This is a genomic window from Streptomyces sp. NPDC001339 (assembly GCF_042895955.1).
Lineage (GTDB): Bacteria > Actinomycetota > Actinomycetes > Streptomycetales > Streptomycetaceae > Streptomyces.
Genome location: NZ_JBIAWT010000002.1, coordinates 248,109 through 272,812 on the forward strand (window position 1 = coordinate 248,109; position 24,704 = coordinate 272,812).

The following is a 24,704-nucleotide window of genomic DNA, read 5'->3' on the forward strand; positions in this document are numbered from 1 at the left end:
AGGAGCAGCCATACGCGTACGACGGGGAAGGATCTCGCTACTTGATCGAAAGACGACGGGCCCGTGTCGCGGCGGGGCCAACAACAGATCGGAAGGGCCAACTACAGATCGTCGTCACAGCGGGCGGTGCCGGACGCGGCCCCGGGTATTGCATAAAACTGCCAGCCTCCGTATAGTCATGCCATCAAGGAGGAGGGGTCATGACGGTACGAGCGGCAGTGGCCGGTGCGAGCGGGTATGCGGGCGGTGAAGTGCTGCGCCTGCTGCTGGGGCACCCGGAGGTGGAGATCGGCGCGCTGACCGGGCACTCCAACGCGGGCCGGCGCCTCGGGGCGCTGCAGCCGCAGCTGCTCCCGCTGGCCGGCCGGGAGCTCCAGGAGACCTCCGCCGAGGCCCTGGCCGGCCACGACGTGGTCTTCCTCGCGCTGCCGCACGGCCAGTCCGCCGCGGTCGCCGAGGAACTCGGGCCGGACGTCCTGGTCGTCGACATGGGGGCCGACTTCCGGCTCAAGGACGCGGCGCAGTGGCAGCGCTTCTACGGCGGCGAGCACGCCGGTACCTGGCCCTACGGCCTCCCCGAACTGCCGGGCTGCCGTGCCGCGTTGGAGGGGGCCAGGCGTATCGCGGTGCCCGGTTGCTACCCGACCGCCGTCACGCTCGCGCTCTTTCCCGCGTACGCCGCCGGGCTGGTCGGCGACGAGGCCGTGATCGTCGCCGCCTCCGGAACCTCCGGCGCGGGCAAGGCGGCCAAGCCGCATCTGCTGGGCTCGGAGGTGATGGGCTCGATGTCCCCGTACGGCGTGGGCGGTGTGCACCGGCACACCCCGGAGATGATCCAGAACCTCAGCGCGGTCGCGGGCAACCCGGTCACCGTCTCCTTCACCCCGACCCTGGCCCCGATGCCCCGGGGCATCCTCGCCACCTGCTCCGCCACCGCCCGGCCCGGTGTGGACGCCGCCGCCGTACGGGCCGCGTACGAGAAGGCCTTCGCCGACGAGCCGTTCGTCCATCTGCTGCCCGAGGGGCAGTGGCCCGCCACGGCCTCCGTGTACGGCTCCAACGCGGCCCAGATCCAGGTCGCGTACGACGCGGCGGCCGGCCGTGTCCTCGCGATCGGCGCCATCGACAACCTGACGAAGGGGACGGCCGGCGGCGCCGTACAGAGCATGAACATCGCCCTCGGTCTCGACGAGGCCACCGGGCTCACCACGATGGGAGTTGCGCCGTGACCGTGACGGCAGCGAAGGGATTCACGGCGGCGGGTATCGCCGCCGGGATCAAAGACAGCGGAGCCCCGGACCTGGCCCTCGTGGTCAACACCGGCCCCCGCCGCGCCGCCGCGGGAGTCTTCACCTCCAACCGCGTCAAGGCCGCCCCGGTCCTGTGGTCCCAGCAGGTCCTCAAGAGCGGTGAGCTGACCGCGGTCGTCCTCAACTCCGGCGGCGCCAACGCCTGTACGGGACCGCAGGGCTTCCAGGACACCCACGCCACCGCGGAGAAGGCCGCCGAGGTGCTGGACATCGGCGCGGGGGACGTCGCCGTCGCCTCGACCGGGCTGATCGGCGTCACGCTGCCGATGGACAAGCTGCTTCCCGGTGTCGAGCGGGCCGCCGAGGCGCTGTCCGAGCACGGCGGGGAGAAGGCCGCCATCGCCATCAAGACCACCGACACCGTCCACAAGACCGCGGTGGTGACCAAGGACGGCTGGACCGTCGGCGGGATGGCCAAGGGCGCGGGCATGCTCGCCCCGGGCCTGGCCACCATGCTCGTGGTGCTCACCACGGACGCCGACATGGACGCCGCGACCCTGGACCGGGCGCTGCGGGACGCCACCCGGCTCACCTTCGACCGGGTCGACTCCGACGGCTGTATGTCGACCAACGACACGGTGCTGCTCCTCGCCTCCGGGGCGTCCCGACTCACCCCCGGATACGGCGAGTTCGCCGCGGCCGTACGGGACGTCTGCGACGACCTCGCGCGCCAGCTGATCGGTGACGCCGAGGGCGCCAGCAAGGACATCCGGATCGAGGTGATCAACGCCGCGTCCGAGGACGACGCCGTCGAGGTCGGCCGGTCCATCGCCCGCAACAACCTGCTCAAGTGCGCCCTCCACGGTGAGGACCCCAACTGGGGCCGGGTGCTGTCCGCCATCGGCACCACACGCGCGGCCTTCGAACCCGACCGGCTGAACGTCGCCATCAACGGCGTATGGGTCTGCAAGAACGGTTCCGTGGGCGAGGACCGGAACCTCGTCGACATGCGCTACCGCCAGGTCACGATCACCGCCGACCTCTCCGCGGGGTCCGAGTCCGCGGTCATCTGGGCCAACGACCTCACCGCCGACTACGTCCACGAGAACAGCGCGTACTCCTCATGACCACCACCCGGAAGCACACCGCCCTGCCCAAGGCCCGGACCCTCGTCGAGGCGCTGCCCTGGCTCACCCGTCACCACGGCAAGACCGTCGTCATCAAGTTCGGCGGCAACGCCATGGTCGACGACGAGCTGAAGGCCGCCTTCGCCCAGGACGTCGTCTTCCTGCGCCACGCCGGACTCAAGCCGGTCGTGGTGCACGGCGGCGGCCCGCAGATCAGCGCGGCGCTCGACCAGGCCGGTCTGGCCAGCGAGTTCAAGGCGGGCCTGCGGGTCACCACCCCCGAGGCCATGGACGTCGTCCGCATGGTCCTCGCCGGACAGGTCCAGCGCGAGCTGGTCGGGCTGCTCAACCAGCACGGCCCGCTGGCCGTCGGACTCACCGGCGAGGACGCGCACACCATCACCGCGACCAAGCATCTGCCGCGTATCGACGGCGAGTTGGTGGACATCGGCCGGGTCGGTGAGATCACCGGTATCGACACCGGCGCCGTCGAGGCCCTGCTCGCCGACGGCCGGATTCCGGTCGTCTCCTCGATCGCCCGTTCCCAGGACGAAGGTGACCAAGGGCATGTCTACAACGTCAATGCTGATACGGCGGCTGCGGCACTCGCTGCGGCGCTGGGCGCCGAAACGCTGATGGTCCTCACGGACGTCGAAGGGCTCTACGAGGACTGGCCGCACAGCGACGAGGTCATCAGCCGCCTCACCGCCACCGAGCTGGAGAAGCTGCTCCCCGACCTCGCCAGCGGCATGGTGCCCAAGATGCGAGGCTGCCTGCATGCCGTACGGAACGGGGTGCACACCGCCCGGGTGATCGACGGGCGGGTCCAGCACTCGATCCTGCTGGAGATCTTCACGGACGAGGGGATCGGCACGATGGTCGTGCCGGACGGGGAGAACGAGGGGGCGGCATGACGAACGGGGCGAACGACGTGACCGGCAACGGTGCGGACGCTGTGACCGGCAACGGCGCGAACGGCCCTACCGGCAACGGTGCGGACGGCGACGTGACCAACAAGGGGCTCACCGGCCGCTGGCAGGGCGTCATGATGGACAACTTCGGCACCCCGCGCATCCCGCTCGTCCGGGGGGCGGGCGCCACGGTGTGGGACGCCGACGGCAACGCGTACCTCGACTTCCTCGGCGGGATCGCGGTCAACGCCCTCGGCCACGCCCACCCGGCGGTGGTCCGCGCGGTCTCCGACCAGGTCGCCACTCTCGGCCATGTCTCGAACTTCTTCATCGCCGAGCCCACCGTCACCCTCGCCGAGCGGCTGCTGGCGCTGGCCGGAGGGCGCCCCGGCCGGGTCTACTTCTCCAATTCCGGCGCCGAGGCCAATGAGGCCGCCTTCAAGATCGGCCGGCTCACCGGGCGCACCCATATGGTCGCCACGACCGGCGGCTTCCACGGCCGCACCATGGGTGCCCTCGCGCTGACCGGCCAGCCCGCCAAGCAGGCGCCGTTCGCCCCGCTCCCCGGCGAGGTGAGCTACGTCCCGTACGGGGACGCCGAGGCGCTCCGCGCCGCCGTCACCACCGACACCGCCTTCGTCATCCTGGAGCCCGTCCAGGGCGAGAACGGCGTGGTCGTACCGCCGCCCGGGTACCTCCGGGCCGCCCGCGAGATCACCGCCGCCACCGGCACCCTGCTCGTCCTCGACGAGATCCAGACCGGCATCGGCCGGACCGGGCACTGGCTGCACTCCCTGGGCCAGGGTGTCGAGGCGGACGTCATCACCCTCGCCAAGGGCCTCGGCGGCGGCCTGCCCATCGGCGCCACCCTCGCCTTCGGCCCGGCCGCCGGCCTCCTCACCCCCGGCTCGCACGGCTCGACGTTCAGCGGCAACCCGGTGGTCTGCGCCGCCGCGCTCGCCGTCCTGGAGACCATCGAGAAGGACGGCGTCCTGGAGAACGTCCGGCGCGTCGGCGAGCGGCTGCGCGCCGGAATCGAGGCCCTGGAGCACCCATTGGTCGGCCAGGTCCGCGGTGCGGGCCTGCTCCTGGGTATCGTCTTGACGGAGCCGCTCGCGCCACGCGTGCAGCAGGCGGCTCAGGACGCGGGCCTCCTGGTGAACGCGGCCGTGCCGGACGTCATCCGGCTGGCTCCGCCGCTGATCCTCTCCGACGGGGAAGCGGATACGTTCCTCCGGAAGCTCCCCGCCGTCCTCGACGCGGCCCGGCAGGGGGCCGACGGGGTACAACGATCCGGAGACTGACGACACAGATGACGACCCAGCCGCAGGACAACGGGGTGCACAACGGCGGCCAGGCGGTACCGCAGACCCGCACCGCCCGCCACCGCCGGATCGTGGACATCCTCAACCGGCTGCCGGTCCGCTCCCAGAGCCAGCTCGCGAAGCTGCTCGCCGACGACGGGCTGTCCGTCACCCAGGCGACGCTCTCCCGGGACCTGGACGAGCTGGGCGCCGTGAAGATCCGCAACACCGGTGGTGAGCTGATCTACGCGGTGCCCAGTGAGGGCGGCGACCGCAAGCCGCGGGCGCCGCTGGGGGAGTCGGCCAAGGAGGAGCGGATGCGCCGCCTCGCCGGTGAGCTCCTCATCTCCGCCGAGGCCTCCGCCAACCTGGTCGTCCTGCGCACGCCTCCGGGCGCCGCCCAGTTCCTGGCCTCGGCCATCGACCAGGCCGAGCTCCACGACATCCTCGGCACCATCGCCGGTGACGACACGCTGATGCTCATCAGCCGCGACCCGGCGGGCGGCCAGGCGCTCGCCGACCATCTCCTCCGGCTGGCCCAGAAATCGCATTGAGCCCGTAGTCGCATCGACGCGGTAGCTGCACTGGCGAGTAGTGGCACTGACGCGGTCGTGGCACTGACGCAGGAGTCGCGCGGACGCTGCCACGCTGACGCGCCGGGCCGCCCGTAATCACTGATTGTCCCGAAAAGTATGCATATAGTGATGGAGGTCTCACCACTCTCTGCTGCGTCGGCCGAGCCCGGCCCGCAGGAAGGAGCACCTGAGCGTGAAACTCCAGCGGAAGGGCGGGCCGCGCACCGGGGCGGCCGGCGCGGCGGTCCTCTCCGGTCTCCTGGCCCTGACGGCCTGCGGCTCGGACGGTGGCGCCGGCTCCGGGGCGGCGGCCGGCGCCAGTGCCGCGGCGCAGCGCACCGTCGCCGGGATCGCCTGCGGCAAACCGGGCACCATCCGGGCCTCCGGGTCGACGGCGCAGCAGTACGCCATGCGGGACTGGATCAAGAACTACACCCAGGCCTGCCCGGACACCAAGATCGACTACACCGGTAACGGCTCGGGCGCGGGCCAGGACGACTTCCTCGCGGGCAAGACGGCCTTCGCGGGCTCGGACTCCCCGATGACCGCCGATCAGGTCGACCGGTCGAAGAAGGTCTGCCCGGGCGGCGGCCACGCCATCCACCTGCCCATGGTCGGCGGCCCGATCGCGGTCGGCTACCGCCTCTCCGGAGTCGACAAGCTGGTCCTGGACGCCCCGACCCTCGCCAAGATCTTCGACGCCCGGATCACCCAGTGGAACGATCCGGCGATCGCGCGGCTCAACAAGGACGCCAAGCTGCCGGCGACGAAGATCCAGCCGTTCCACCGCGCCGACTCCTCCGGCACCACGGACAACTTCACCTCGTACCTCGGCACCGCCGCCCCGGACGCCTGGCCGTACGCGCACAGCAAGGAGTGGGCGGCCGACGGCGGCAAGTCGGTCAAGGGTTCCGCGGACCTCGCCGCCGAGGTGCAGAAGACCGAAGGCGCGATCGGCTACTTCGAGCTGCCGTACGCGGTCGCCCGGATGATCCACACGGTCTCCATCGACACCGGCGCCCCGGCCCCCGTCGCCCCCAACGTGATCGCGGCGTCCCAGGCGATCGCCGGCGCCAAGACCATGAGCTCCGGCCGTGACCATGTCCTCAAACTGGACTACGCCACCAAGGCGCCCGGCGCCTACCCGATCGACGTCGTCACCTACGAGATCGTCTGCGACAAGGGCAACAAGGCGTCGACCTGGCCGACGACCAAGGCGTTCCTGACGTACATGGCCAGCCGGAAGGGCCAGGAGAACCTGACCTTCCAGGGCTATGCGACCCTCCCGGCCGAGGTCGTGAACACGGTCCGCGACGAGATCGGCCGCCTGTCATGAGGCGGCGCACTTCCCGGCTGCGCTGACGCGGGAGCTGCACCGGTGCAGGAGCTGCACCGGCGTAGGAACTGTCCTGGCGCAAGAACGGCCCAGGGCCTGCCTCACTGTGTGAGACAGGCCCTGGGCCTCTGTGCACCGTCGGGACGACAGGATTTGAACCTGCGACCCCTTGACCCCCAGTCAAGTGCGCTACCAAGCTGCGCCACGTCCCGGTGCTCGAACCGGCCGGAGAATTCCCGGTCGGGGCGTGCAGAAAGAAAAATACCCTGTCCTGGGCCATGAATCCAAAGCGGGTCCCCCGCAGAGGCTTCCCACGCCTCCGGCAGGGGCCGGACTTCCATGCTTCGATGTGCTTATGGGCGAAATGTCGGCCCAGGTCGGGATCCGCGTGCGCCGGGTGTACGAGCCGCCGGAGCCGGCGGACGGGGCGCGGGTGCTGGTGGACCGGCTGTGGCCCCGTGGCCTGGCCAAGGCGGACGCGCGGCTCTCCGAGTGGTGCAAGGACGTGGCGCCCTCGACCGAGCTGCGGCGCTGGTACGGCCACCGGGCGGAGCGGTTCGAGGGGTTCGTGGCGCGCTATCGCGCGGAGCTGGACGGGGAGGCCGCACAGGCGGCGCTGGAGCGGTTGCGGGGACTCGCCCGCGAGGGGCTGCTGACGCTCCTGACGGCGACGAAGGAGGTCCCGGCGAGTCATGCGGCCGTGCTCGTCGAGGTGCTGGGGGAGGAGTAGCGGGGTGAGGGTGGCCCCGTGTGGCGCGCCGACGCCCGGCCGCTGACCTGCGTATGTGCTCGCGCGTTGACGAAGCATGCAGAGGAGTGCATACTTATGCCAATCAGCGAATGCACCGTAAGGAGAAACCCGTGACCGAGCGCGTCGTACTCGCCTACTCGGGCGGCCTGGACACCTCTGTCTGCATCGGCTGGATCGCCGAGGAGACGGGCGCCGAGGTCATCGCCGTTGCCGTGGACGTCGGCCAGGGCGGCGAGGACCTGGACGTCATCCGCAAGCGCGCGCTGGCCTGCGGGGCGGTCGAGGCCGAGGTCGCGGACGCCAAGGACGAGTTCGCCGACGAGTACTGCCTCCCGGCGATCAAGGCCAACGCGCTGTACATGGACCGCTACCCGCTGGTCTCCGCGCTCTCCCGGCCGACGATCGTCAAGCACCTGGTCGCCGCGGCGAAGAAGCACGGCGCGACGAGGGTCGCCCACGGCTGCACCGGCAAGGGCAACGACCAGGTCCGGTTCGAGGCCGGCATCTCCTCCCTCGCCCCCGACCTCAAGTGCATCGCCCCGGTCCGTGACTACGCGATGACCCGGGACAAGGCGATCGCCTTCTGCGAGGAGAAGAACCTCCCGATCGCGACGACCAAGAAGTCGCCCTACTCGATCGACCAGAACGTCTTCGGGCGGGCCGTGGAGACCGGCTTCCTGGAGGACATCTGGAACGCGCCGATCGAGGACGTCTACGAGTACACCGAGAACCCCGCCACCCCGCGCGAGGCCGACGAGGTCGTCATCACCTTCAAGGAAGGCGTGCCGGTCGCCCTCGACGGCCGGCCCGTCACCGTCCTCCAGGCCATCCAGCAGCTCAACGAGCGGGCCGGCGCCCAGGGGATCGGCCGGATCGACCTGGTCGAGGACCGGCTGGTCGGCATCAAGTCCCGCGAGGTGTACGAGGCGCCCGGCGCCATCGCGCTGATCACCGCCCACCAGGAGCTGGAGAACGTCACCGTCGAGCGCGAACTGGCCCGCTACAAGCGGCAGGTCGAGCAGCGCTGGGGTGAGCTGGTCTATGACGGCCTGTGGTTCTCGCCGCTCAAGCGGGCCCTCGACGGCTTTATCGACGAGGCGAACCAGCAGGTCAGCGGGGACATCCGGATGACGCTGCACGGCGGCCGCGCGGTGGTCACCGGCCGGAAGTCGGACCAGTCGCTGTACGACTTCAACCTCGCCACCTACGACACCGGCGACACGTTCGACCAGTCGCTGTCGAAGGGCTTCATCGAGCTGTTCGGCATGTCGAGCAAGATCGCAGCCAAGCGCGACCTCGCCTGAGCCCGTCTCGTTAGCCGCGTACGACGGCCGCCTCCCCGCCTTCGCTGTGGGGTGGGGGTCCCCCCTGGTCTTCAAGACCTTGGGGGAGGCCGTACATCCCAGCCTTGAGGAGCAGAGCAAGTGAGCAACGGAAACAGCGGTGATGTACGGCTCTGGGGCGGTCGTTTCGCCGACGGGCCAGCCGAGGCGCTGGCCCAACTGTCCGCGTCCGTCCACTTCGACTGGCGACTGGCCCCGTACGACATCGCCGGCTCCCGCGCCCACGCCCGGGTGCTCCATACGGCGGGCCTGCTCACCGCCGACGAGCTTCAGCGCATGCTCGCCGGGCTCGACCAGCTCGAACAGGACGTCGCCGACGGCTCGTTCACCGGCACCGTCGCCGACGAGGATGTGCACACCGCCCTGGAGCGCGGACTCCTGGAGCGGCTCGGCCCGGACCTCGGCGGCAAGCTGCGGGCCGGCCGGTCGCGGAACGACCAGGTGGCGACCCTCTTCCGGATGTACCTGCGCGACCACGCGCGGATCATCGGCGGGCTGATCGCCGGCCTCCAGGAGGCGCTGGTCGGGCTGGCCGAGGCGCACCCGGACGTGGCGATGCCCGGCCGTACGCACCTCCAGCACGCCCAGCCGGTGCTCTTCGCCCACCATGTCCTGGCCCATGTGCAGTCGCTGTCGCGGGACGCGGAGCGGCTGCGGCAGTGGGACACGCGGACGGCCGTGTCGCCGTACGGCTCGGGCGCGCTGGCCGGCTCCTCCCTCGGGCTCGACCCGGAGGCGGTCGCCCGGGACCTCGGCTTCGAGCGCGGCTCGGCGGGCAACTCCATCGACGGCACCGCCTCGCGGGACTTCGTCGCGGAGTTCGCCTTCATCACGGCGATGATCGGGGTCAACCTCTCCCGTATCGCCGAGGAGGTCATCATCTGGAACACGAAGGAGTTCTCCTTCGTGACGCTGCACGATGCCTTCTCCACCGGCTCGTCGATCATGCCGCAGAAGAAGAATCCGGACATCGCCGAGCTGGCCCGGGGCAAGTCGGGGCGGCTGATCGGCAATCTGACGGGGCTGCTGGCGACGCTCAAGGCGCTGCCTCTCGCGTACAACCGTGATCTTCAGGAGGACAAGGAGCCGGTCTTCGACTCCTGCGATCAGCTGGAGGTACTGCTCCCGGCGTTCACCGGGATGATGGCCACGCTCACCGTCAACCGCGCGCGCATGGAGGAGCTGGCCCCCGCCGGGTTCTCCCTCGCGACGGACATCGCGGAGTGGCTGGTCAAGCAGGGCGTGCCGTTCCGGGTGGCGCACGAGGTCGCGGGCGAGTGCGTCAAGGAGTGCGAGGCGCACGGCATCGAGCTGGACGAGCTGACCGACGAGCAGTTCGCCAAGATCTCGCCGCATCTGACGCCGGAGGTCCGGAGCGTCCTGAACGTCCCGGGGGCGCTCGCCTCCCGCAGCGGCCGGGGCGGCACCGCTCCCTCGGCGGTGGCGGTCCAGCTCGCCGAGGTGCGGGCCGATCTGGTGGAGCAGCAGGAGTGGGCGGCGGCCGGGCGGCCGCGGCCGGCGGCGCGGAGGTAACAGCGGAGGTAACAGAGGCAGTCGCCACCCGCGACACCTGACAGTGGCCCGTACCCGGTCTCTCCGGGTGCGGGCCGCAGTCGTCCGTGGCGGGCGTGAGCGGTGCGCAGAAATGTCGACGTCCGACATCCGGCGTCCGGCGTCCGGCGTCCGGCGTCGCGAATGAGACATGAGCGTCTCATTCGGCTATCCTGTGTCTCATGGCCTTGGATCGTGAACGGGTACTCAGAGAAGCCGCCGCGCTGCTCAGCCGCCGGGCGACGGCGTCGATGGACGAGATCGCCCGAGCTGCCGGCATCAGCCGCGCCACCCTCCACCGGCACTTCGCCGGCCGGGACGCCCTGATCAGAGCGCTGGAGGAGCACGGGATCGCCCGGTTCGGGCAGGCGATGGACGCGGCGCGGCTGGACGAGGGGGACGCGCCCGACGCGCTGCGCCGGCTGATCGAGGAGTCCGGACCGGTCGCCGCCGTGCTGGCCTTCCTCTTCACCGAGAACCAGCTCTTCGAGGGCGGCCATATCAACGCCGGCTGGTCCGAGCTGGACACCCGGATCACCGCGCTCTTCCGCCGCGGCCAGGAAGAGGGCCACTTCCGGATCGACCTGAGCGCCGCCTGGCTCACCGAAGCGCTCTACGGCCTGATGGGCGCCGGTGCCTGGGCCGTCCACGAAGGACGCGTCGCCCGCAACGACCTCAACCACTCGATCGCCGAGCTGCTGCTCGGCGGCGTTCGACGGAGCATGGAGAAATGACCGAGACCATAGCGTCAGGACGGGCCGGTTCGGCCCATGTGGACGACCAGCCCCGCCCGGGCCGCTGGCTCGCGCTCGGCGTCCTCGTCCTGGCCGTCCTGCTGGTCGGCGTCGACGCCACCGTCCTGGGCCTCGCCACCCCCTTCCTCAGCGAGGACCTGCGCCCTTCGGGCCCCCAGCTGCTGTGGATCGGTGACATCTACTCCTTCGTCATCGCCGGTCTGCTGGTCGCCATGGGCGGCCTCGGCGACCGCATCGGCCGGAAGAAGCTGCTGCTGCTGGGCTCCATCGCCTTCGGCGCGATGTCGGCCCTGGCCGCGTACGCCACCAGCCCGGAGATGATGATCCTGGCCCGCGCGCTGCAGGGTGTCGCCGGTGCGACGCTGATGCCGTCCACCCTCGCGCTGATCCGCAACCTCTTCCACGATCCCAGGGAACGCAGTCTGGCCATCGGTATCTGGGGCGCGATGGCCTCGGCCGGCATGGCGGTCGGTCCGGTGCTCGGCGGCTTTCTGCTGGGGCACTTCTGGTGGGGGTCGGTGTTCCTGATCAACCTGCCGGTGATGGCGCTGCTGGTGGCCGTGGGCGCCAAGGTGATCCCGGAGTCACGCAATCCGGATCCCGGCCCCTGGGACATCCCCAGTGTCCTGCTGGCCCTGGTGGGCATCGTCGGCGTCGTCTACGCCATCAAGGAAGCGGCGGTGGAGGGCTACCGCTGGGACATCGCGGCGGCCGCCGTCCTCGGTGTGCTGGCGCTGGTGGTGTTCGTCCGCCGGCAGCTCACCCTGGATTCCCCGCTGCTGAACATGAAGCTGTTCCAGCACCGGGGCTTCAGCGGCGCGGTACTGGCCGACCTGCTGACCATCCTCGGGCTGTCCGGGCTGGTCTTCTTCCTCTCCCAGTTCCTCCAGATGGTGCAGCAGCGCTCGCCGCTCAACGCCGGGCTGGTCGAACTCCCGGCCGCGATCGGCGCGGTGGGCGCCGGCCTGGCCGCCGGCTGGGTCGCCCGCCGGCTGTCCGTACGGGTCGTGGTGGCCGGCGGCCTCGCCATCGTCGGCCTCGCGCTCGTCGGCTGCACCACCCTGACCCGGGACACCGGCACCGCCGCGCTCGGCGTCATCCTCTTCGTCGTCGGTGTCGGCGCCGGCTTCGCGTTCACCGTCACCGCCGATGTGATCCTCTCCAGCGTGCCCAAGGAGGAGGCGGGCGCCGCCTCCGCGGTCTCCGAGACGGCGTACGAACTGGGTGCCGCACTCGGCATCGCCCTGCTCGGCTCCATCGTCACCGGCATCTACCGCGGCTTCGGCACCCCGGCCGGCGTGCCTGAGCAGGCCGCGCAGGCCGCCCGCGAATCGCTCGGCGGCGCGGTCGACGCGGCCGGCGGTCTCCCCGCCGACCGGGCCGCGGTGCTGCTGACGTCCGCTCAGGACTCCTTCGTGGCGGGCCTGGAGGTCGCGGCGGGGGTGGGCGCCGTGGTGCTGCTCGCCGCGGCCGGCGCGGCCTGGTTCCTGCTGCGCGGTCAGGAGCTGGCACACAGCCCGGCCCCGGCAACCGCCCCGCCGACCGCCCCGGCACCCGATACGACGTACCGCTGATCCGCCGGACGGCGGGCGCACCGCCGTCCCAGGGCGTGTCCTGTGGAACGCCTCGGCCGCAAACCGCCATGATCCACACGACACGCCCTGGGGGCGACTGTCCCCCGCCTGTACACGCCCGGTACGCGCTTCGGTGACCGGCCGTTCCGCGCGGCGCGTTTGACTCTCCGTCGTCCCCCCACGGACGGCCCGCTCAGGAGAGTGACGCAGTGCGCGACATCGGACGACGTTCCTTCTTCACCGCCGCAGGAGCCCTGGCCACCACGAGCGCCATCGGAAGCAACGCCTACGCCACGGGCCACGCCCGTGACGCCGCCACCGCCGACGAATACGTCGACGTCCAGCTCCTCAACATCACCGATCTGCACGGCTATCTGCAGGGTGCGCCCGGCGCCCATTCCCAGATCACCGGCGCCGGCGGCAAGACCTACACGGTCGGCGGCGTCGCGTACCTCGCCGCCCATCTGGAGCGGCTGCGCGACGGCCGCCGCAACTCCCTCTTCTTCGCCCCCGGCGACCTCTTCTCCGGCTGGGAGTTCGACGCCGCCGCCTTCGTCGACGAACCCACCGTCGAAGCCCTCAACGCCATGGGCATGGACTTCGCCTCGGCCGGCAACCACGAATTCGACAAGTCGGTCCGTTTCCTGACCGAGCATATGGAGAACGGTGACGGCTTCCCGGTCGTCGGATGGGACAACGACTTCAAGGACTCGGCCGGCCGCCGGTTCCGGGGCGCGGAGTTCCCGTACTACAGCGCCAACATGGTGTGGGATGCGACCGGCGAACTCGTCCTCCCGCCGTACAACATCGTGTCGGTGGACGCCGGCCGGGGCCGGCGGCTGCCGGTCGGCTTCATCCATCTGACCGCCATCGGCAGCGAGTCCTTCCCCGGCTCCTACCAGCCGGGCCTGCGCACCCTGGACGAGCTGGAGACCGCCAACCGCTGTGCCAAGGAGCTCAAGTCACGCGGCGTCAACGCGATCGTGCTCAGCATGCACGACGGCGCGGTGGCCGGCAGCGACTTCACCAGCGGTACGAACCCCTCCGGGCCGGCGTACGAACTGGCGCTGCGCGCCTCGCCGGACATCGACGCCATCGTCACCGGCCACTGGCACAAGGCCTTCACGATGATGCTGCCCGACCCCTCCGGAAACCCCCGCCCGTTCGTCGAGGCCGGCTGCTACGGCCAGATCGTCAACGAGATCAGTCTGCGGCTGGACCCGGACACCGGAGCCGTCATCCGGGAGCTGACCACCTCCGTCAACCACCCCAACACCCGGGATGTGGCGCCGGACCCGGAGCTGAAGTCGATCGCCGCCTACTGGGCCGACCGCGGCTCCCGGCGCGGCCGCAGCCGGCTGGGCACCCAGACCGCCTCCTTCACCCGGCGGCGCAACGCGATGGGGGAGTCCACCATGGGCAACCTCGTCGCCGACTGGGCCCTGTGGGCCGGCCGGCAGCCGCACGGGCCGATGGACGACCCCACGGATCACTCCGACGGTCCAGCGGAGCTCGCGGTGATCGCGGTCGCTCCACGTGTCGGACAGGCGGTCATCGCCGGCGATCTGATCCGCGACGCGTCCACGGGCGGCACCGTCACCTTCGCCCAGGCCTGGAACGCCGTCGGTTTCGGCGACCCGATCATGACCGTCACCGTCACCGGCCGGCAGATCCACGACGCGCTGGAGGAACAGTGGGCGCCGGCTGCCGGCGGCGGCCTCGGCTTCGCCCCGCTGGCGGTCTCCGGCAACGTCCGCTACGCCTTCGACGCGGCCGGCCAGGTCGGCCGGCGGGTGGAGCCGGCCGATGTGCTCATCGACGGCACCCCGCTCGACCTCGCACGCCCCTACCGCCTGGCCGCCCCCTCGTACACCCTCATCAACCAGGACGGCTTCAGCGCCTTCACCGGATTCACCGCGCCGGTCCGGCACACCCGCGACTACGAGAGCTTCATCGCGTTCATCCGGGCCACGAAGAAGCTGGTGCCGGCGCCGCTGAACCGGGTGGCGGTCAAGAACGCCGGCCTGCGCGGCGCCCGCACCGGCACCGTCGTGCCACGTCAGGAACTGCTCCAGGACAACCACGGCACGGTGCCCCGGCCCGAGATGGCGCTGCGGACGGCACGGACCGGCGGCGCCGAGGGCCAGCGCGCGCCGGGCGGCCACCGGGTCCCCTGCTGACGACGGCTGCTTGTGTTCGCGACCGGACCGGGCCCGAGCCCGGGCTCGCGGACCAGGTTCCAGCTAGGGCCCTAGGCGGCCGTCCGGGCCTTGGTGGCGTAGACGTCGACGTACTCCTGGCCGGACAGCTCCATGACCTCGCTCATCACCTCGTCGGTGACGGCCCGCAGGACGTAGCGGTCGCGGTCCATCCCCTCGTAGCGGGCGAAGTCCAGCGCCTCGCCGAAGCGGACGGTGACCGGGGCGATACGGGGGAGGCCCTTGCCGCCGGGCTGCACCTTGTCCGTACCGATCATGGCGAACGGGACGACCGGAGCCCCGGTCATCAGGGCGAGCCGGGCGATGCCGGTCCGGCCGCGGTAGAGCCGGCCGTCGGGGGAGCGGGTGCCCTCCGGGTAGATGCCGAAGGCCTTGCCCTCCTCCAGGACCCGGCGGCCGGTCATCAGCGCCGCGACCCCGCCGTGGCCGCCGTCGCGGTCCACCGGGATCATGCCGGAGCTGGTGAAGAACCAGGCCATCAGGCGGCCCTTGACGCCGGTGCCGGTGACGTACTCGTCCTTGCCGATGAAGTACACCGGGCGCTTGACGATCAGGCTCAGGAAGAGCGAGTCGATGAAGGTGACGTGGTTGCCGGCCAGGATCACCGGGCCGGTCGCCGGAATGCGCTCGGCGCCCTCGACCTTCGGACGGTAGAGGACACGCATGACGAGTCCGAGAATCGCCTTCAGCACAATGCGGGACAACGGGCCCTCCGGGTCGTGACGGATCAACGTCGAGCGGGCGCAGCGGAACTCTGCAGCCCAGGACGATACTCGCGGGTCACTGCCGTGCGCACACCGGGTTGACATGGTCGATACGCACCGTTGATGTGCGTTACCTCCATGTTCCCCGGGTTGTCGTCGGGCGTCTCCCCGGCATGAGCCGTCCGTGCTTACCATCGGCGAGGTTCCCGGGGCAGGTGCGCAACACGCTGTGGCGCACCCCGGAAAACACCCGGAAGCACCTGGAAATACGGGGAAAGTCTCCGGAACACCTGGAAGACGGACGCAAGGAGCAGAGGTATGCACAACGGGCAGAAGCCGGGACGACGGACGGTGCTGGGGGTCGCGGCCCTCGGCGCGGGAGCGGCGGTCCTCGGCGGGGCCGGCCAGGCGAGCGCCCGGGGGCGCGGCGGGGCGGACCGGCGACTGCCGGTGCCGCTGGTCGTGGGCCACCGCGGCGCCAGCGGTTACCGCCCCGAGCACACCCTCGGCTCGTACCAACTCGCCCTCGACATGGGCGCGGACGTCATCGAGCAGGACGTCGTCCCCACCAAGGACGGGCACCTGGTGTGCCGGCACGAGAACGACATCACCGCCACCACCGATGTCGCCGACCACGCCGAGTTCGCCGGCCGCAAGACCACCAAGACCGTCGACGGCAAGAAGCTCACCGGCTGGTTCACCGAGGACTTCACGCTCGCCGAGCTGAAGACCCTGCGCGCCAAGGAGCGCATCCCGGACGTCCGCCAGCGCAACACGCTCTACAACGGCCGCTGGGAGGTGCCCACCTTCGAAGAGGTCCTCCAGTGGGCCGAGCGCGAGGGGCGCAAGCGCGGCCGCCGGGTGTGGCTCTACGTCGAGACCAAGCACCCCACCTACTTCCGCAAGCTGGGCCTGGGCACGGAGGAGACGCTCGCCAAGCTGCTGCGCCGGTACGGCCGGGACAAGGCGGGCTCCCCGGTCTTCCTGCAGTCCTTCGAGCCCAGCAGCCTCCAGCGGCTCGGCAGGCTGGGACTGCGCTGCCCGAAGGTCCTCCTGCTCGACGAGCCGACCGTCAAGCCCTGGGACTTCGTGGAGTCCGGTGACCCGCGCACCACGGCCGACCTGCTCAAGCCGGAGGGGCTGAAGTGGATAGCCGGCTTCGCCCAGGGCATCGGCCCGTGGCTGCCGCAGATCATCGCGGAGGACGAGAAGGGCAAGCTCGGCAAGCCCACCACCCTCGTCCGTGACGCGCACGCCGAGGGGCTGCTCGTCCACCCGTACACCCTGCGCAACGAGAACAGCTTCCTGCCGAAGGACTTCCGGGTCGGTGACGACCCCGCCGCGTACGGCAACTCCTTCGGCGCCCTGAAGGCGTACTTCGCCACCGGCATCGACGGGATCTTCTCCGACAACCCGGACACCGCGCTGCTGGCCGCCGCGGATTTCCGTAAGCGGTGAGCAAGTGAGCATGTGTTGAAGCGAGTCCTGAGCAAGCGCTGAGCGAGTCCCGAGCATGCGCTGAGCAAGCGCTGGGCACGTCGCGCCCCCGGACCGGCCGCCGACTCTCCGGACATTCCTTGCACTCATCTGAGTTGGGAATGTCACAGAAGAGCCGGCGGCTGGTCCGTTCCGTTTGTCCTGATCGCCTGCGCAGAATGCTCGGCGGCGGAGATTGCCGCCGCCGCATTCCGGGGAGTCCGGAAGTCAGGGCACCACGTCCGGGCGCACACACCACCCCCTCGGGGGTCTGGGATCCCCCAGAAAGCACCACCGCGCGCCCGGGCCGACCGAACTAGGGGAGGCATACGCGCATGGGCACGAGTGTGACCATCTCTGCGGCGACCGACCAGGATGCCGAGCAGATCCTCAAGCTGCAGTACCTCTGTTACCAGGAGGAGGCCGCGCGGTACGACGACTACGGCATCGAACCGCTCACCCAGACCCTGGAGTCGCTCCGTGCCGAACTGGCGGACGGCTGCGCGGTGGTGGCCAGGCTCGGCGCGGAGGTGGTCGGTTCGGTACGCGGTACGGCCGAGGCCGACGGGACCGGGCGGATCGTCAAGCTCATCGTGCACCCGCGGATGCAGCGGCACGGCCTGGGCGGCCGGCTGCTCACCGCCGTCGAGGAGCGGCTGGCGGCCGAGCGGTCGGTCAAGCGTTTCCGGCTGCTCACCGGGCAGCGCAGCGAAGGTCTGCCGCTCTACCGCAGCCACGGCTACGCGCCGGTGGGCACCGAACGGCTCGGCAGGCGGCTGAGCCTGGTGGCGCTGGAGAAGGGGCCGGGGAGCGAGCCGGAGACGGCCGCCGGCGCGGAGGCCACGGAGTGCGCGGCCCGGGCGTAGCGCGACAGGGAGGGCCCGCGCGGGGCGGGCCCGTCCCGGCTACCCGGTATGCCGTTCTGGCTACGCGGTATGCCGTCCCGGCTGGCTAGGCGGTGGCGGTACGCGCCCGGCGCAGCCACAGCAGGCCGGTGACCGGCAGCAGGACCGGGATGAAGAGGTAGCCCATGCCGTAGTCGGACCAGACGGTGGCGTCCGGGAACGCGGAGGGCTCCATCCGCGTCCAGGTGCCAACGGCCAGTACGCCCACCAGCTCGGCGGCGCAGCACACCAGGGCGGCCTTGCGGGCGGTCTCCCCGCCGCGGACGAGGGAGTAGGTGATGAAGCCGTAGACGACGCCCGCGAGCGCGGACAGGGTGTAGGCGAGCGGGGCCCGGTCGAAGTCCATGGCGATCTGGACGACGGAGCGCGACACGGCGCCGACGACCATCACGCCGTACAGCCAGACCAGCAGGATGCCCGGGCCGCTGATCAGCCGCCGACGGCCGCGGGACGCAGGCTCCCCGGTGGGCTTGCCGTCCGCTCCGGCGGGCTTGCCGTCCGCTCCGGTGGACTTCCCGTCCGCTCCGGTGGACTTCCCGGTCGCCGTCATCTCAGCCTCCCCAGATGTCGAACAGGCGCACTTCGAGGACGGCCAGCACCACACCGCCCGCGGAGACCGTCAGCGAACCCCAACGGGTGCGTTCCGAAAGGGACATGAAGCCCGCCGCGGGGATACAGGCGAACGCGCCGAGCAGATACGCCACGAAAATCACGCTGCCCTGCTCCGGCCGCTCGCCGCGCGTCAGCTGGACGATGCCGATGAGCAGCTGGACCAGGCCGAGCACCGCCACCACGCCCATACCGATGAAGTGCCAGTCCTTGGTCGGCTGGTTCCGGTAGGCGGCGAAACCGCACCAGGCGGCGAGCGCGAGCGCGGTGACGCTGATCGCGACCGTCAGGGCATCACACATGCGGCAGACCCTATTACGGGCCAAATGGCCCGATGCGCTCGCCCCCGGGCGCTCCTCGTGCCCGGCAGGGTCGTCGGGGCGGTCAGGGCCGTCAAGGGCAGCAGAGCCGGCAGCAGAGCCGGCGGCGGGCACAGTGGCGGGAGCAGCGGCGGGTAGGGCGACCGTGGCGTTGGCCACAACGCGGCGGTCCGGCGAGCGGTCCGCCGAGGCCCCCGTTCGTCCCCGCCGACGCCTTACCGGCGGTATTCGCGCTGGCCACGGGCGCGACGCTGGAGATCACCGGTGCCGGCCGAGGGGCCGTCCACGAGACGGCCGGGCATGTCCGCCATCCGGACAGGCTTGATCGAGCCACACCGCTGTCTGGTTTACTGACCGCCATGACCACGACGAGCTGCCGCACTCCTGCGACCGAGGCGAACCTGACGCCCGGTGCTCGTCGCGTGTGTCGAATGTGTGACAGCTGAGGGCCCCCGACCGAGCCTCGCGCCCCGAAGCGAGCCTCCCCCGAGCTCTCCGGAGCAGGGGGACCGCCATGTGCCGTAGGCCGATCCCCGACAGCATCGGCCGCCCCGCGTCACCGGAACCCGGAGCAGGGCCCGCGCGTCCGCCGCCCCTCCCCGTTCCCCTCTGCCGCACTCGCAAAGAATGCCCCGTGCCCGGCGGGCGAGCCGCCGAGTACTCGACAGTGACGGAATTCCCTGTGATCACCACAACGGGCCTGACCAAGGTCTACCGCTCAGGAGACCGCCAAGTCACCGCCCTGGACGGCGTCGACCTGCACGTCCGCGAGGGCGAGGTCTACGGCGTCCTCGGACAGAGCGGCGCCGGCAAGTCCACGCTCATCCGCTGCCTCAACCTCCTGGAGCGCCCCACCTCCGGCACGGTCACCGTCGCCGGCCAGGACCTGACCGCCCTCGCCGGACGGGGCCAGCGCGCCAACGCCGCGCTGCGCGCCGCCCGCAGCCATATCGGCATGGTCTTCCAGCACTTCAACCTGCTGTCCTCGCGCACCGTCCAGGACAACGTCGAACTGCCGCTGGAGATCCTCAAGGTCGACCGGCGCGAGCGCTCCCGCAAGGCGCTGGAACTGCTGGATCTGGTCGGCCTCGCCGACAAGGCCAAGGCGTACCCCGCCCAGCTCTCCGGCGGCCAGAAGCAGCGGGTCGGCATCGCCCGCGCGCTGGCCGGCGATCCCAAGGTGCTGCTCTCCGACGAGGCCACCAGCGCCCTGGACCCGGAGACCACCCGCTCCATCCTGACGCTGCTGCGCGACCTCAACCGCCAGCTCGGCCTGACCATCGTGCTCATCACGCACGAGATGGACGTCGTCAAGACGATCTGCGACTCGGCCGCGCTGATGAAGAACGGCCGCGTCGTCGAACAGGGCACCGTCGCCGGACTGCTCGCCACCCCTGGCTCCGAGCTGGCCCGCGAGCTCTTCCCGGTCGGCGGCGAGCCCTCCTCCGACGACCACACCGTCGTCGACGTCACCTTCCACGGTGAGGCCGCCACCCGCCCGGTGATCTCCGAGCTGGCGCGCACCTACAACGTCGACATCTCGATACTCGGCGCCGCCATGGACACCGTCGGCGGCAAGCAGATCGGCCGGATGCGGATCGAGCTGCCCGGCCGCTTCGAGGAGAACGTCGTGCCCATCGGCTTCCTGCGTGAGCAGGGACTCCAGGTCGACGTCGCCGCCGCGGACGCGGCAGAAGCCGCCGACGCCGCCGACGCCACCGCCCCCGCCGCACGTCCGGCGAACCCGGCGCCCGCCGCCCCGCTGCAGAAGGAAAGTGCCCAGTGACCTGGAACGAGATGCAGCCGCTGCTGTACGACAACACCCTCGACACCCTCTTCATGGTGTGGTGGTCGACGTTCTACGCGGTGCTCATCGGCATCCCCGTCGGCATCCTGCTGCACCTGACGGGCCGCGGCGCCATGCTCCAGAACGTCGTGGTGTTCAAGGCCCTCGGCACGCTCGTGAACGTCGGGCGGTCCTTCCCGTTCCTGATCCTGATCGTGGTGCTGATCCCCTTCACCCGGCTCGTGGTCGGGGTCTCCATCGGTCCGACCGGCGCGGTCGTCCCGCTGGTCATCGCCGCGATCCCGTTCTTCGCCCGGCTGGTCGAGTCCGCGCTCCGCGAGGTCGACCACGGCCTGGTCGAGGCCGCCCAGGCGATGGGCGGCGGCACCTGGACCATCGTCTTCAAGGTGCTGCTGCCGCAGGCGCTGCCCGCGCTGGTCGCGGCCGTCACCACCACCGTCATCACCCTCGTCGGCTACTCCGCGATCGCCGGCGCGGTCGGCGGCGGCGGTCTGGGCAACCTCGCCTACACCTACGGCTACCAGCAGTACGAGACCACCCTGATGATCACCACCGTGGTGGAGCTGATCGTCCTGGTGACCCTCGTCCAGCTTCTCGGCGACCTGGTCGTCCGCCGGCTCGCCCGCCGCGGCACCCGCACCACCTCCGTGCGCGTCGGCCTGCGCCGGGCCCGTACGGAGGAGCCGGCCGCCGTCACCGAGGCGGCCTGACCCCGGAGCCACCGGCTCCGCACCATGAAGCCCGGACCCTTTGCCGGGCGGACACCACACGGGACTCCCGTGTGCACAGGAAAGAGGCACTCTTCGTGCGTAACACCGTCAAGATCACCGTGGCCGTCGCCGCCGCCTCCGCCGTCGTACTCGGCGCGAGCGCCTGCTCGGCCCCCTCCGATGTCACCGCCGGTGGTGGCGGCAAGAGCGACAAGGACGCGCCCCTCGTCGTCGCCGCGAGCCCCACTCCGCACGGCGTCATCCTGAACTTCGTCAAGAACGAGCTGGCCGCGAAGGCGGGCCTCAAGCTCGAGGTGAAGGAGTTCAACGACTACAAGATCCCCAACAAGGTCACCGACGACGGCCAGGTCGACGCGAACTTCTTCCAGCACAAGCCGTTCCTCGACACCTTCAACAAGGAGAACGGCACCCACATCGTGCCCGTCCAGAACGTGCTCATCGAGCCGCTGGGCGTCTACTCCAAGAAGATCGGCAAGATCTCCGAGCTCAAGGCCGGCAGCACGGTCTCCGTCCCCAACGACCCGTCCAACGAGGGCCGCGCGCTCAAGCTGCTCGCCGACCACGGCGTGATCACCCTCAAGCCCGGTGTGGGCTCCGGCGCCAAGCTGACCGATGTCAAGGACGCCAAGGGCGTCAAGATCACCGAGCTGGAGGCCGCCCAGACCGCGCCGCGCCTCGCCGACGTCGACGCCGCCGTCATCAACGGCAACTTCGCCATCGGCGCCAAGCTCAAGCCCTCCGAGGACGCCCTGGCCCTGGAGAAGGCCGAGAACAACCCCTACGCGAACTTCCTCGCCGTCAAGAAGGGCAACGAGGACGACCCGCGGATCAAGAAGCTCGCCGAGCTCCTGAACTCCCCCGAGGTCAAGAAGTTCATCGAGGACAAGTACCAGGACGGCTCCGTCATCCCCGCCTTCGGACCGGCGAAGGGCTGACGCCTCCGGAACGGCAAAAGGCCGACGCCTCCGGAGCCGATGACTCCGGAAGCCACCCCGGGCCCCGGCCGAGCGCACCGCGCGGCCGGGGCCCGGCGCGTGCACACCCACCGGCCCATGCTGCATGCTGGTGCATTCAAGACGGTCAAGATGCCCCTGACCTCCGGGTGTAACAGCCTGCGACGTCCTGGGCACCACGGTCAACGGCGTGGGAGCAGCGGTATGACATCCACCTTTCCGGACATCTCCATCAGCACGGACCGGTTGGTGCTGCGCCCCTTCGAGGAGGCCGATGTGCCCGCCCTCGCCGAGATGATGTCCGACGAACTGGTCACGGCCTGGACGGCGCTGCCGCACCCGTACACCACCGCCGACGCCCTCGCCTGGGCCACCGGCAAGGCCGCCGCCGTACGCACCGAAGGCCGCGGCATCGCGCTCGCCGTCACCGAGTTCCTCACCCAGCGCCTGGTCGGCAGCGTCCACCTCGACCACACCGACTGGCGGGTCCGCAGCACGGAGCTCCGCTACGTCACCGCCTCCTGGGCCCGCGGCGAGGGCTACGCCTGCGAATCGGTCCTCGCGGTCGCGCAATGGCTCTTCCAGGACCAGAAGTTCGAACGGATCGAGCTGCGCACCGCCGCCGACAACACCGCGTCCCAGCAGGTCGCCCAGAAGGTCGGCGGCATCAGCGAGGGCGTCCTGCGCAACGCCTGGATAGCCCGCAGCCGCATGGAGGACGGCGGCTGGACCGAGATCCGCACCGATCTGATCGTGTGGAGCCTGCTCCCGGAGGACCTCGACGGGCTCCCCGGCCCGCCGGCCGACGCGAACGGATTCGCCTACCCGGAGTGGAACTAAGCCGGGTCTTCCGGGCCGGGGCCTGCGGGGCGCTCCGCCTCGGGGAACTCGCGCCCGACGCGCGCTCCGTACCTCGCGCGGTACTCTCGGCCTGCCGTCGCGTACCCGCGCGACCAGTGCCCACTCCACCACGCATACAGCGGTACCACCACGCATACAGCGGTACCACCACCGGCCTGCCGCCGCCCCGCGGCAGCCACCCCGCCCGCGTATGCCCATCAGCCCCCATCAGCCCCAATCAGCCCCAGGAGACTGACGAGCATGGCCGACCGGGTCACGGTGATCGGATGGGACGGCTCCCCGCTGACCGACGCCGCCCGCTCCGCCCTCGGCGCCGCCACACTGGTGGCCGGCGCCGCCCACCACCTCGCACTGCCCGAAGTCCCGCCGCACGCGGAGCGGATCCGGCTCGGCAGTGTGACGCTGGCCGCCCGCCGGATCGCCCAGCACCGCGGCACCGCCGTCGTACTCGCCGACGGCGACCCCGGCTTCTTCGGCGTGGTACGCACCCTGCGCGCGCCCGAGCACGGCCTGGAAGTCGAGGTGGTACCGGCCGTCTCCTCCGTCGCCGCCGCCTTCGCCCGGGCCGGTATGCCCTGGGACGACGCCCAGATCGTCGTCGCCCACGGCCGTGACCTGCGCCGCGCGGTCAACGTCTGCCGCGCTCACACCAAGGTCGCGGTGCTCACCGCGCCCGGCGCCGGCCCCGCCGAACTCGCCCTGCTGCTCGGCGGCGTCCACCGCACCTTCGTCATCTGCGAGGACCTCGGCACCGACCGGGAGCGGGTGACCGTCCTCACCTCCGACAAGGTCGCCGACCACGTCTGGCGTGACCCCAATGTCGTCATCGTCGTCGGCGGTTCACCGGGCGGCGCCGCGGCCCAGGAGACCGGCTGGATCGCCGGCCACGAGGCCGGGCACCCGGCCGGCCCGCGCGGCTGGGGACTTCCGGCCCGCGCCTACGGCGGTGCCCTGGGCGAAGGCGAGTCCGTCACGCTGCGCACCGCCCAACTCGCCCGCCTCGGGCCGCGGGTGGGCGACCTGGTCTGGGACATCGGCACGGGCAGCGGAGCCGCCGCGGTGGAGGCCGCGCGCTTCGGCGCCGCGGTCATCGCCGTGGATGCCGACCCGGACGCCTGCGAGCGCGCCGCCGCCGTCGCCCGCCGCCACGGCGTCCAGCTCCAGGTCGTCCCCGGCCGGGCCCCGCAGATCCTGGAGGACCTGCCGGAGCCCGACGTGGTGCGGGTCGGCGGCGGGGGAGCGGAGGTGGTGACCGCTTGCGCGGCCCGCCGTCCCGAACGGATCGTCACCCATGCCGCGACCCGTGACGAGGCCGAAGCCCTCGGCCGGGCGCTGGCGGACGGCGGATACGACGTCGAGTGCGCCCTGTTGCAGTCGGTGGACCTGGACACCTCCGTCTGGGTCGAACGCGAGCGGTCCGTGGTGTTTCTGCTCAGCGGGTATCGCCTTCCTCACCCGTGACCTGCCCTGCCACCCGCGCGCGGTAGGCTGGCGGATCGTTGCGCCGCCGTTCCGCATTCGGCTTCGTACGCCAATATCCGGAAAATGCCCTGGTTTTGGACGAGTATGAAGCTCTGGAGAGCGGACGTGCCGCGAGGCGTGCTCGCTCGTTCTAGCTATCGGGGCGTCGGCGCGCCCCGGT

22 protein-coding genes and 1 tRNA gene are annotated in these 24,704 nt (G+C 71.1%); 19 read left to right on the forward strand and 4 right to left on the reverse strand.

From position 1 onward, the window contains the following. The first annotated feature begins 200 nt into the window (after positions 1 to 200). The 6 genes from argC (at position 201) to pstS (ending at position 6,503) form a co-directional block, all read left to right on the forward strand. Entirely contained in the window at positions 201 to 1,229 is a 1,029-nt protein-coding gene (gene argC / locus ACFY12_RS06315; RefSeq protein WP_390714585.1) for an N-acetyl-gamma-glutamyl-phosphate reductase, read from the forward strand. Continuing rightward, positions 1,226 to 2,377: a bifunctional glutamate N-acetyltransferase/amino-acid acetyltransferase ArgJ gene (gene argJ, locus ACFY12_RS06320; protein WP_390714586.1), complete on the forward strand. Its 1,152-nt coding sequence runs from the start codon at positions 1,226 to 1,228 to the stop codon at positions 2,375 to 2,377. The genes argC and argJ overlap by 4 nt, the downstream gene beginning before the upstream one ends. Beyond that, entirely contained in the window at positions 2,374 to 3,291 is a 918-nt protein-coding gene (gene argB, locus ACFY12_RS06325; protein ID WP_390714587.1) for an acetylglutamate kinase, read from the forward strand. Before argJ ends, argB begins: the two co-directional genes overlap by 4 nt. A gap of 92 nt (positions 3,292 to 3,383) precedes the next feature. Continuing rightward, entirely contained in the window at positions 3,384 to 4,592 is a 1,209-nt protein-coding gene (locus ACFY12_RS06330; RefSeq protein WP_390715062.1) for an acetylornithine transaminase, read from the forward strand. A gap of 8 nt (positions 4,593 to 4,600) precedes the next feature. Beyond that, the gene (locus ACFY12_RS06335; protein ID WP_390714588.1) at positions 4,601 to 5,146 is read left to right on the forward strand and encodes an arginine repressor; all 546 of its coding nucleotides are present in this window, start codon (positions 4,601 to 4,603) and stop codon (positions 5,144 to 5,146) included. A gap of 214 nt (positions 5,147 to 5,360) precedes the next feature. Further along, positions 5,361 to 6,503, forward strand: coding sequence for a phosphate ABC transporter substrate-binding protein PstS (gene pstS, locus ACFY12_RS06340; protein WP_390714589.1), 1,143 nt, complete (start codon positions 5,361 to 5,363; stop codon positions 6,501 to 6,503). Positions 6,504 to 6,641: 138 nt separating this feature from the next. Here pstS and ACFY12_RS06345 read toward each other — a convergent pair. Further along, positions 6,642 to 6,715 (reverse strand) — tRNA-Pro (locus tag ACFY12_RS06345). Positions 6,716 to 6,867: 152 nt separating this feature from the next. Between ACFY12_RS06345 and ACFY12_RS06350 the strand changes: the two genes are divergently transcribed. The 6 genes from ACFY12_RS06350 (at position 6,868) to ACFY12_RS06375 (ending at position 14,657) form a co-directional block, all read left to right on the forward strand. Next, positions 6,868 to 7,233: a DUF488 domain-containing protein gene (locus ACFY12_RS06350; RefSeq protein WP_390715063.1), complete on the forward strand. Its 366-nt coding sequence runs from the start codon at positions 6,868 to 6,870 to the stop codon at positions 7,231 to 7,233. Positions 7,234 to 7,364: 131 nt separating this feature from the next. Next, a complete protein-coding gene (locus ACFY12_RS06355; protein WP_390714590.1) occupies positions 7,365 to 8,558 on the forward strand; it encodes an argininosuccinate synthase in 1,194 nt (397 codons plus the stop codon). A gap of 120 nt (positions 8,559 to 8,678) precedes the next feature. Further along, the gene (gene argH, locus ACFY12_RS06360) at positions 8,679 to 10,130 is read left to right on the forward strand and encodes an argininosuccinate lyase (protein ID WP_390714591.1); all 1,452 of its coding nucleotides are present in this window, start codon (positions 8,679 to 8,681) and stop codon (positions 10,128 to 10,130) included. A 200-nt stretch (positions 10,131 to 10,330) separates the two neighbouring features. Then, positions 10,331 to 10,882, forward strand: a complete 552-nt coding sequence (locus ACFY12_RS06365; protein WP_390714592.1) for a TetR/AcrR family transcriptional regulator — start codon at positions 10,331 to 10,333, stop codon at positions 10,880 to 10,882. Beyond that, a complete protein-coding gene (locus tag ACFY12_RS06370) occupies positions 10,879 to 12,477 on the forward strand; it encodes an MFS transporter (RefSeq protein ID WP_390714593.1) in 1,599 nt (532 codons plus the stop codon). Before ACFY12_RS06365 ends, ACFY12_RS06370 begins: the two co-directional genes overlap by 4 nt. 209 nt (positions 12,478 to 12,686) lie before the next feature. Next, positions 12,687 to 14,657 (forward strand): bifunctional metallophosphatase/5'-nucleotidase, encoded by a 1,971-nt coding sequence (locus tag ACFY12_RS06375; RefSeq protein WP_390714594.1) that lies wholly within the window; start codon positions 12,687 to 12,689, stop codon positions 14,655 to 14,657. A gap of 71 nt (positions 14,658 to 14,728) precedes the next feature. Here ACFY12_RS06375 and ACFY12_RS06380 read toward each other — a convergent pair whose 3' ends face one another. Continuing rightward, positions 14,729 to 15,400: a lysophospholipid acyltransferase family protein gene (locus ACFY12_RS06380; protein ID WP_390714595.1), complete on the reverse strand. Its 672-nt coding sequence runs from the start codon at positions 15,398 to 15,400 to the stop codon at positions 14,729 to 14,731. Positions 15,401 to 15,718: 318 nt separating this feature from the next. Between ACFY12_RS06380 and ACFY12_RS06385 the strand changes: the two genes are divergently transcribed. Then, positions 15,719 to 16,858 carry a glycerophosphodiester phosphodiesterase gene (locus ACFY12_RS06385; RefSeq protein WP_390714596.1) on the forward strand — a complete coding sequence of 380 codons (1,140 nt, stop codon included), beginning with the start codon at positions 15,719 to 15,721 and terminating at the stop codon, positions 16,856 to 16,858. 353 nt (positions 16,859 to 17,211) lie between these two features. Further along, positions 17,212 to 17,742, forward strand: a complete 531-nt coding sequence (locus tag ACFY12_RS06390; protein ID WP_390714597.1) for a GNAT family N-acetyltransferase — start codon at positions 17,212 to 17,214, stop codon at positions 17,740 to 17,742. Positions 17,743 to 17,827: 85 nt separating this feature from the next. Here ACFY12_RS06390 and ACFY12_RS06395 read toward each other — a convergent pair whose 3' ends face one another. Further along, on the reverse strand, positions 17,828 to 18,331 hold the full coding sequence (locus ACFY12_RS06395) for a hypothetical protein (protein WP_390714598.1): 504 nt from the start codon (positions 18,329 to 18,331) through the stop codon (positions 17,828 to 17,830). A gap of 1 nt (position 18,332) precedes the next feature. Continuing rightward, positions 18,333 to 18,692 (reverse strand): hypothetical protein, encoded by a 360-nt coding sequence (locus ACFY12_RS06400; RefSeq protein ID WP_390714599.1) that lies wholly within the window; start codon positions 18,690 to 18,692, stop codon positions 18,333 to 18,335. Positions 18,693 to 19,392: 700 nt separating this feature from the next. Here ACFY12_RS06400 and ACFY12_RS06405 point away from each other — a divergent pair. From ACFY12_RS06405 to cbiE, 5 genes are all read left to right on the forward strand, one after another. Then, positions 19,393 to 20,496, forward strand: a complete 1,104-nt coding sequence (locus tag ACFY12_RS06405; RefSeq protein ID WP_390714600.1) for a methionine ABC transporter ATP-binding protein — start codon at positions 19,393 to 19,395, stop codon at positions 20,494 to 20,496. Continuing rightward, entirely contained in the window at positions 20,493 to 21,227 is a 735-nt protein-coding gene (locus ACFY12_RS06410) for a methionine ABC transporter permease (protein WP_390714601.1), read from the forward strand. The genes ACFY12_RS06405 and ACFY12_RS06410 overlap by 4 nt, the downstream gene beginning before the upstream one ends. A 95-nt stretch (positions 21,228 to 21,322) precedes the next feature. After that, the gene (locus ACFY12_RS06415) at positions 21,323 to 22,183 is read left to right on the forward strand and encodes a MetQ/NlpA family ABC transporter substrate-binding protein (protein ID WP_390714602.1); all 861 of its coding nucleotides are present in this window, start codon (positions 21,323 to 21,325) and stop codon (positions 22,181 to 22,183) included. Between the two features lie 222 nt (positions 22,184 to 22,405). Continuing rightward, positions 22,406 to 23,041 carry a GNAT family N-acetyltransferase gene (locus ACFY12_RS06420; protein ID WP_390714603.1) on the forward strand — a complete coding sequence of 212 codons (636 nt, stop codon included), beginning with the start codon at positions 22,406 to 22,408 and terminating at the stop codon, positions 23,039 to 23,041. A 261-nt stretch (positions 23,042 to 23,302) separates the two neighbouring features. Then, complete coding sequence (gene cbiE, locus ACFY12_RS06425; protein WP_390714604.1) at positions 23,303 to 24,523, forward strand: precorrin-6y C5,15-methyltransferase (decarboxylating) subunit CbiE; 1,221 nt, start codon at positions 23,303 to 23,305, stop codon at positions 24,521 to 24,523. Positions 24,524 to 24,704 lie beyond the last annotated feature (181 nt).

Coding starts and splice junctions, on each gene's coding strand:
- argC (WP_390714585.1), top strand. CDS start 201: ATGACGGTACGAGCGGCAGTGGCCGGTGCGAGCGGGTATGCGGGCGGT.
- argB (WP_390714587.1), top strand. CDS start 2,374: ATGACCACCACCCGGAAGCACACCGCCCTGCCCAAGGCCCGGACCCTC.
- ACFY12_RS06335 (WP_390714588.1), top strand. CDS start 4,601: ATGACGACCCAGCCGCAGGACAACGGGGTGCACAACGGCGGCCAGGCG.
- ACFY12_RS06350 (WP_390715063.1), top strand. CDS start 6,868: ATGTCGGCCCAGGTCGGGATCCGCGTGCGCCGGGTGTACGAGCCGCCG.
- ACFY12_RS06365 (WP_390714592.1), top strand. CDS start 10,331: ATGGCCTTGGATCGTGAACGGGTACTCAGAGAAGCCGCCGCGCTGCTC.
- ACFY12_RS06370 (WP_390714593.1), top strand. CDS start 10,879: ATGACCGAGACCATAGCGTCAGGACGGGCCGGTTCGGCCCATGTGGAC.
- ACFY12_RS06385 (WP_390714596.1), top strand. CDS start 15,719: ATGCACAACGGGCAGAAGCCGGGACGACGGACGGTGCTGGGGGTCGCG.
- ACFY12_RS06390 (WP_390714597.1), top strand. CDS start 17,212: ATGGGCACGAGTGTGACCATCTCTGCGGCGACCGACCAGGATGCCGAG.
- ACFY12_RS06395 (WP_390714598.1), bottom strand. CDS start 18,331: ATGACGGCGACCGGGAAGTCCACCGGAGCGGACGGGAAGTCCACCGGA.
- ACFY12_RS06400 (WP_390714599.1), bottom strand. CDS start 18,692: ATGTGTGATGCCCTGACGGTCGCGATCAGCGTCACCGCGCTCGCGCTC.
- ACFY12_RS06420 (WP_390714603.1), top strand. CDS start 22,406: ATGACATCCACCTTTCCGGACATCTCCATCAGCACGGACCGGTTGGTG.
- cbiE (WP_390714604.1), top strand. CDS start 23,303: ATGGCCGACCGGGTCACGGTGATCGGATGGGACGGCTCCCCGCTGACC.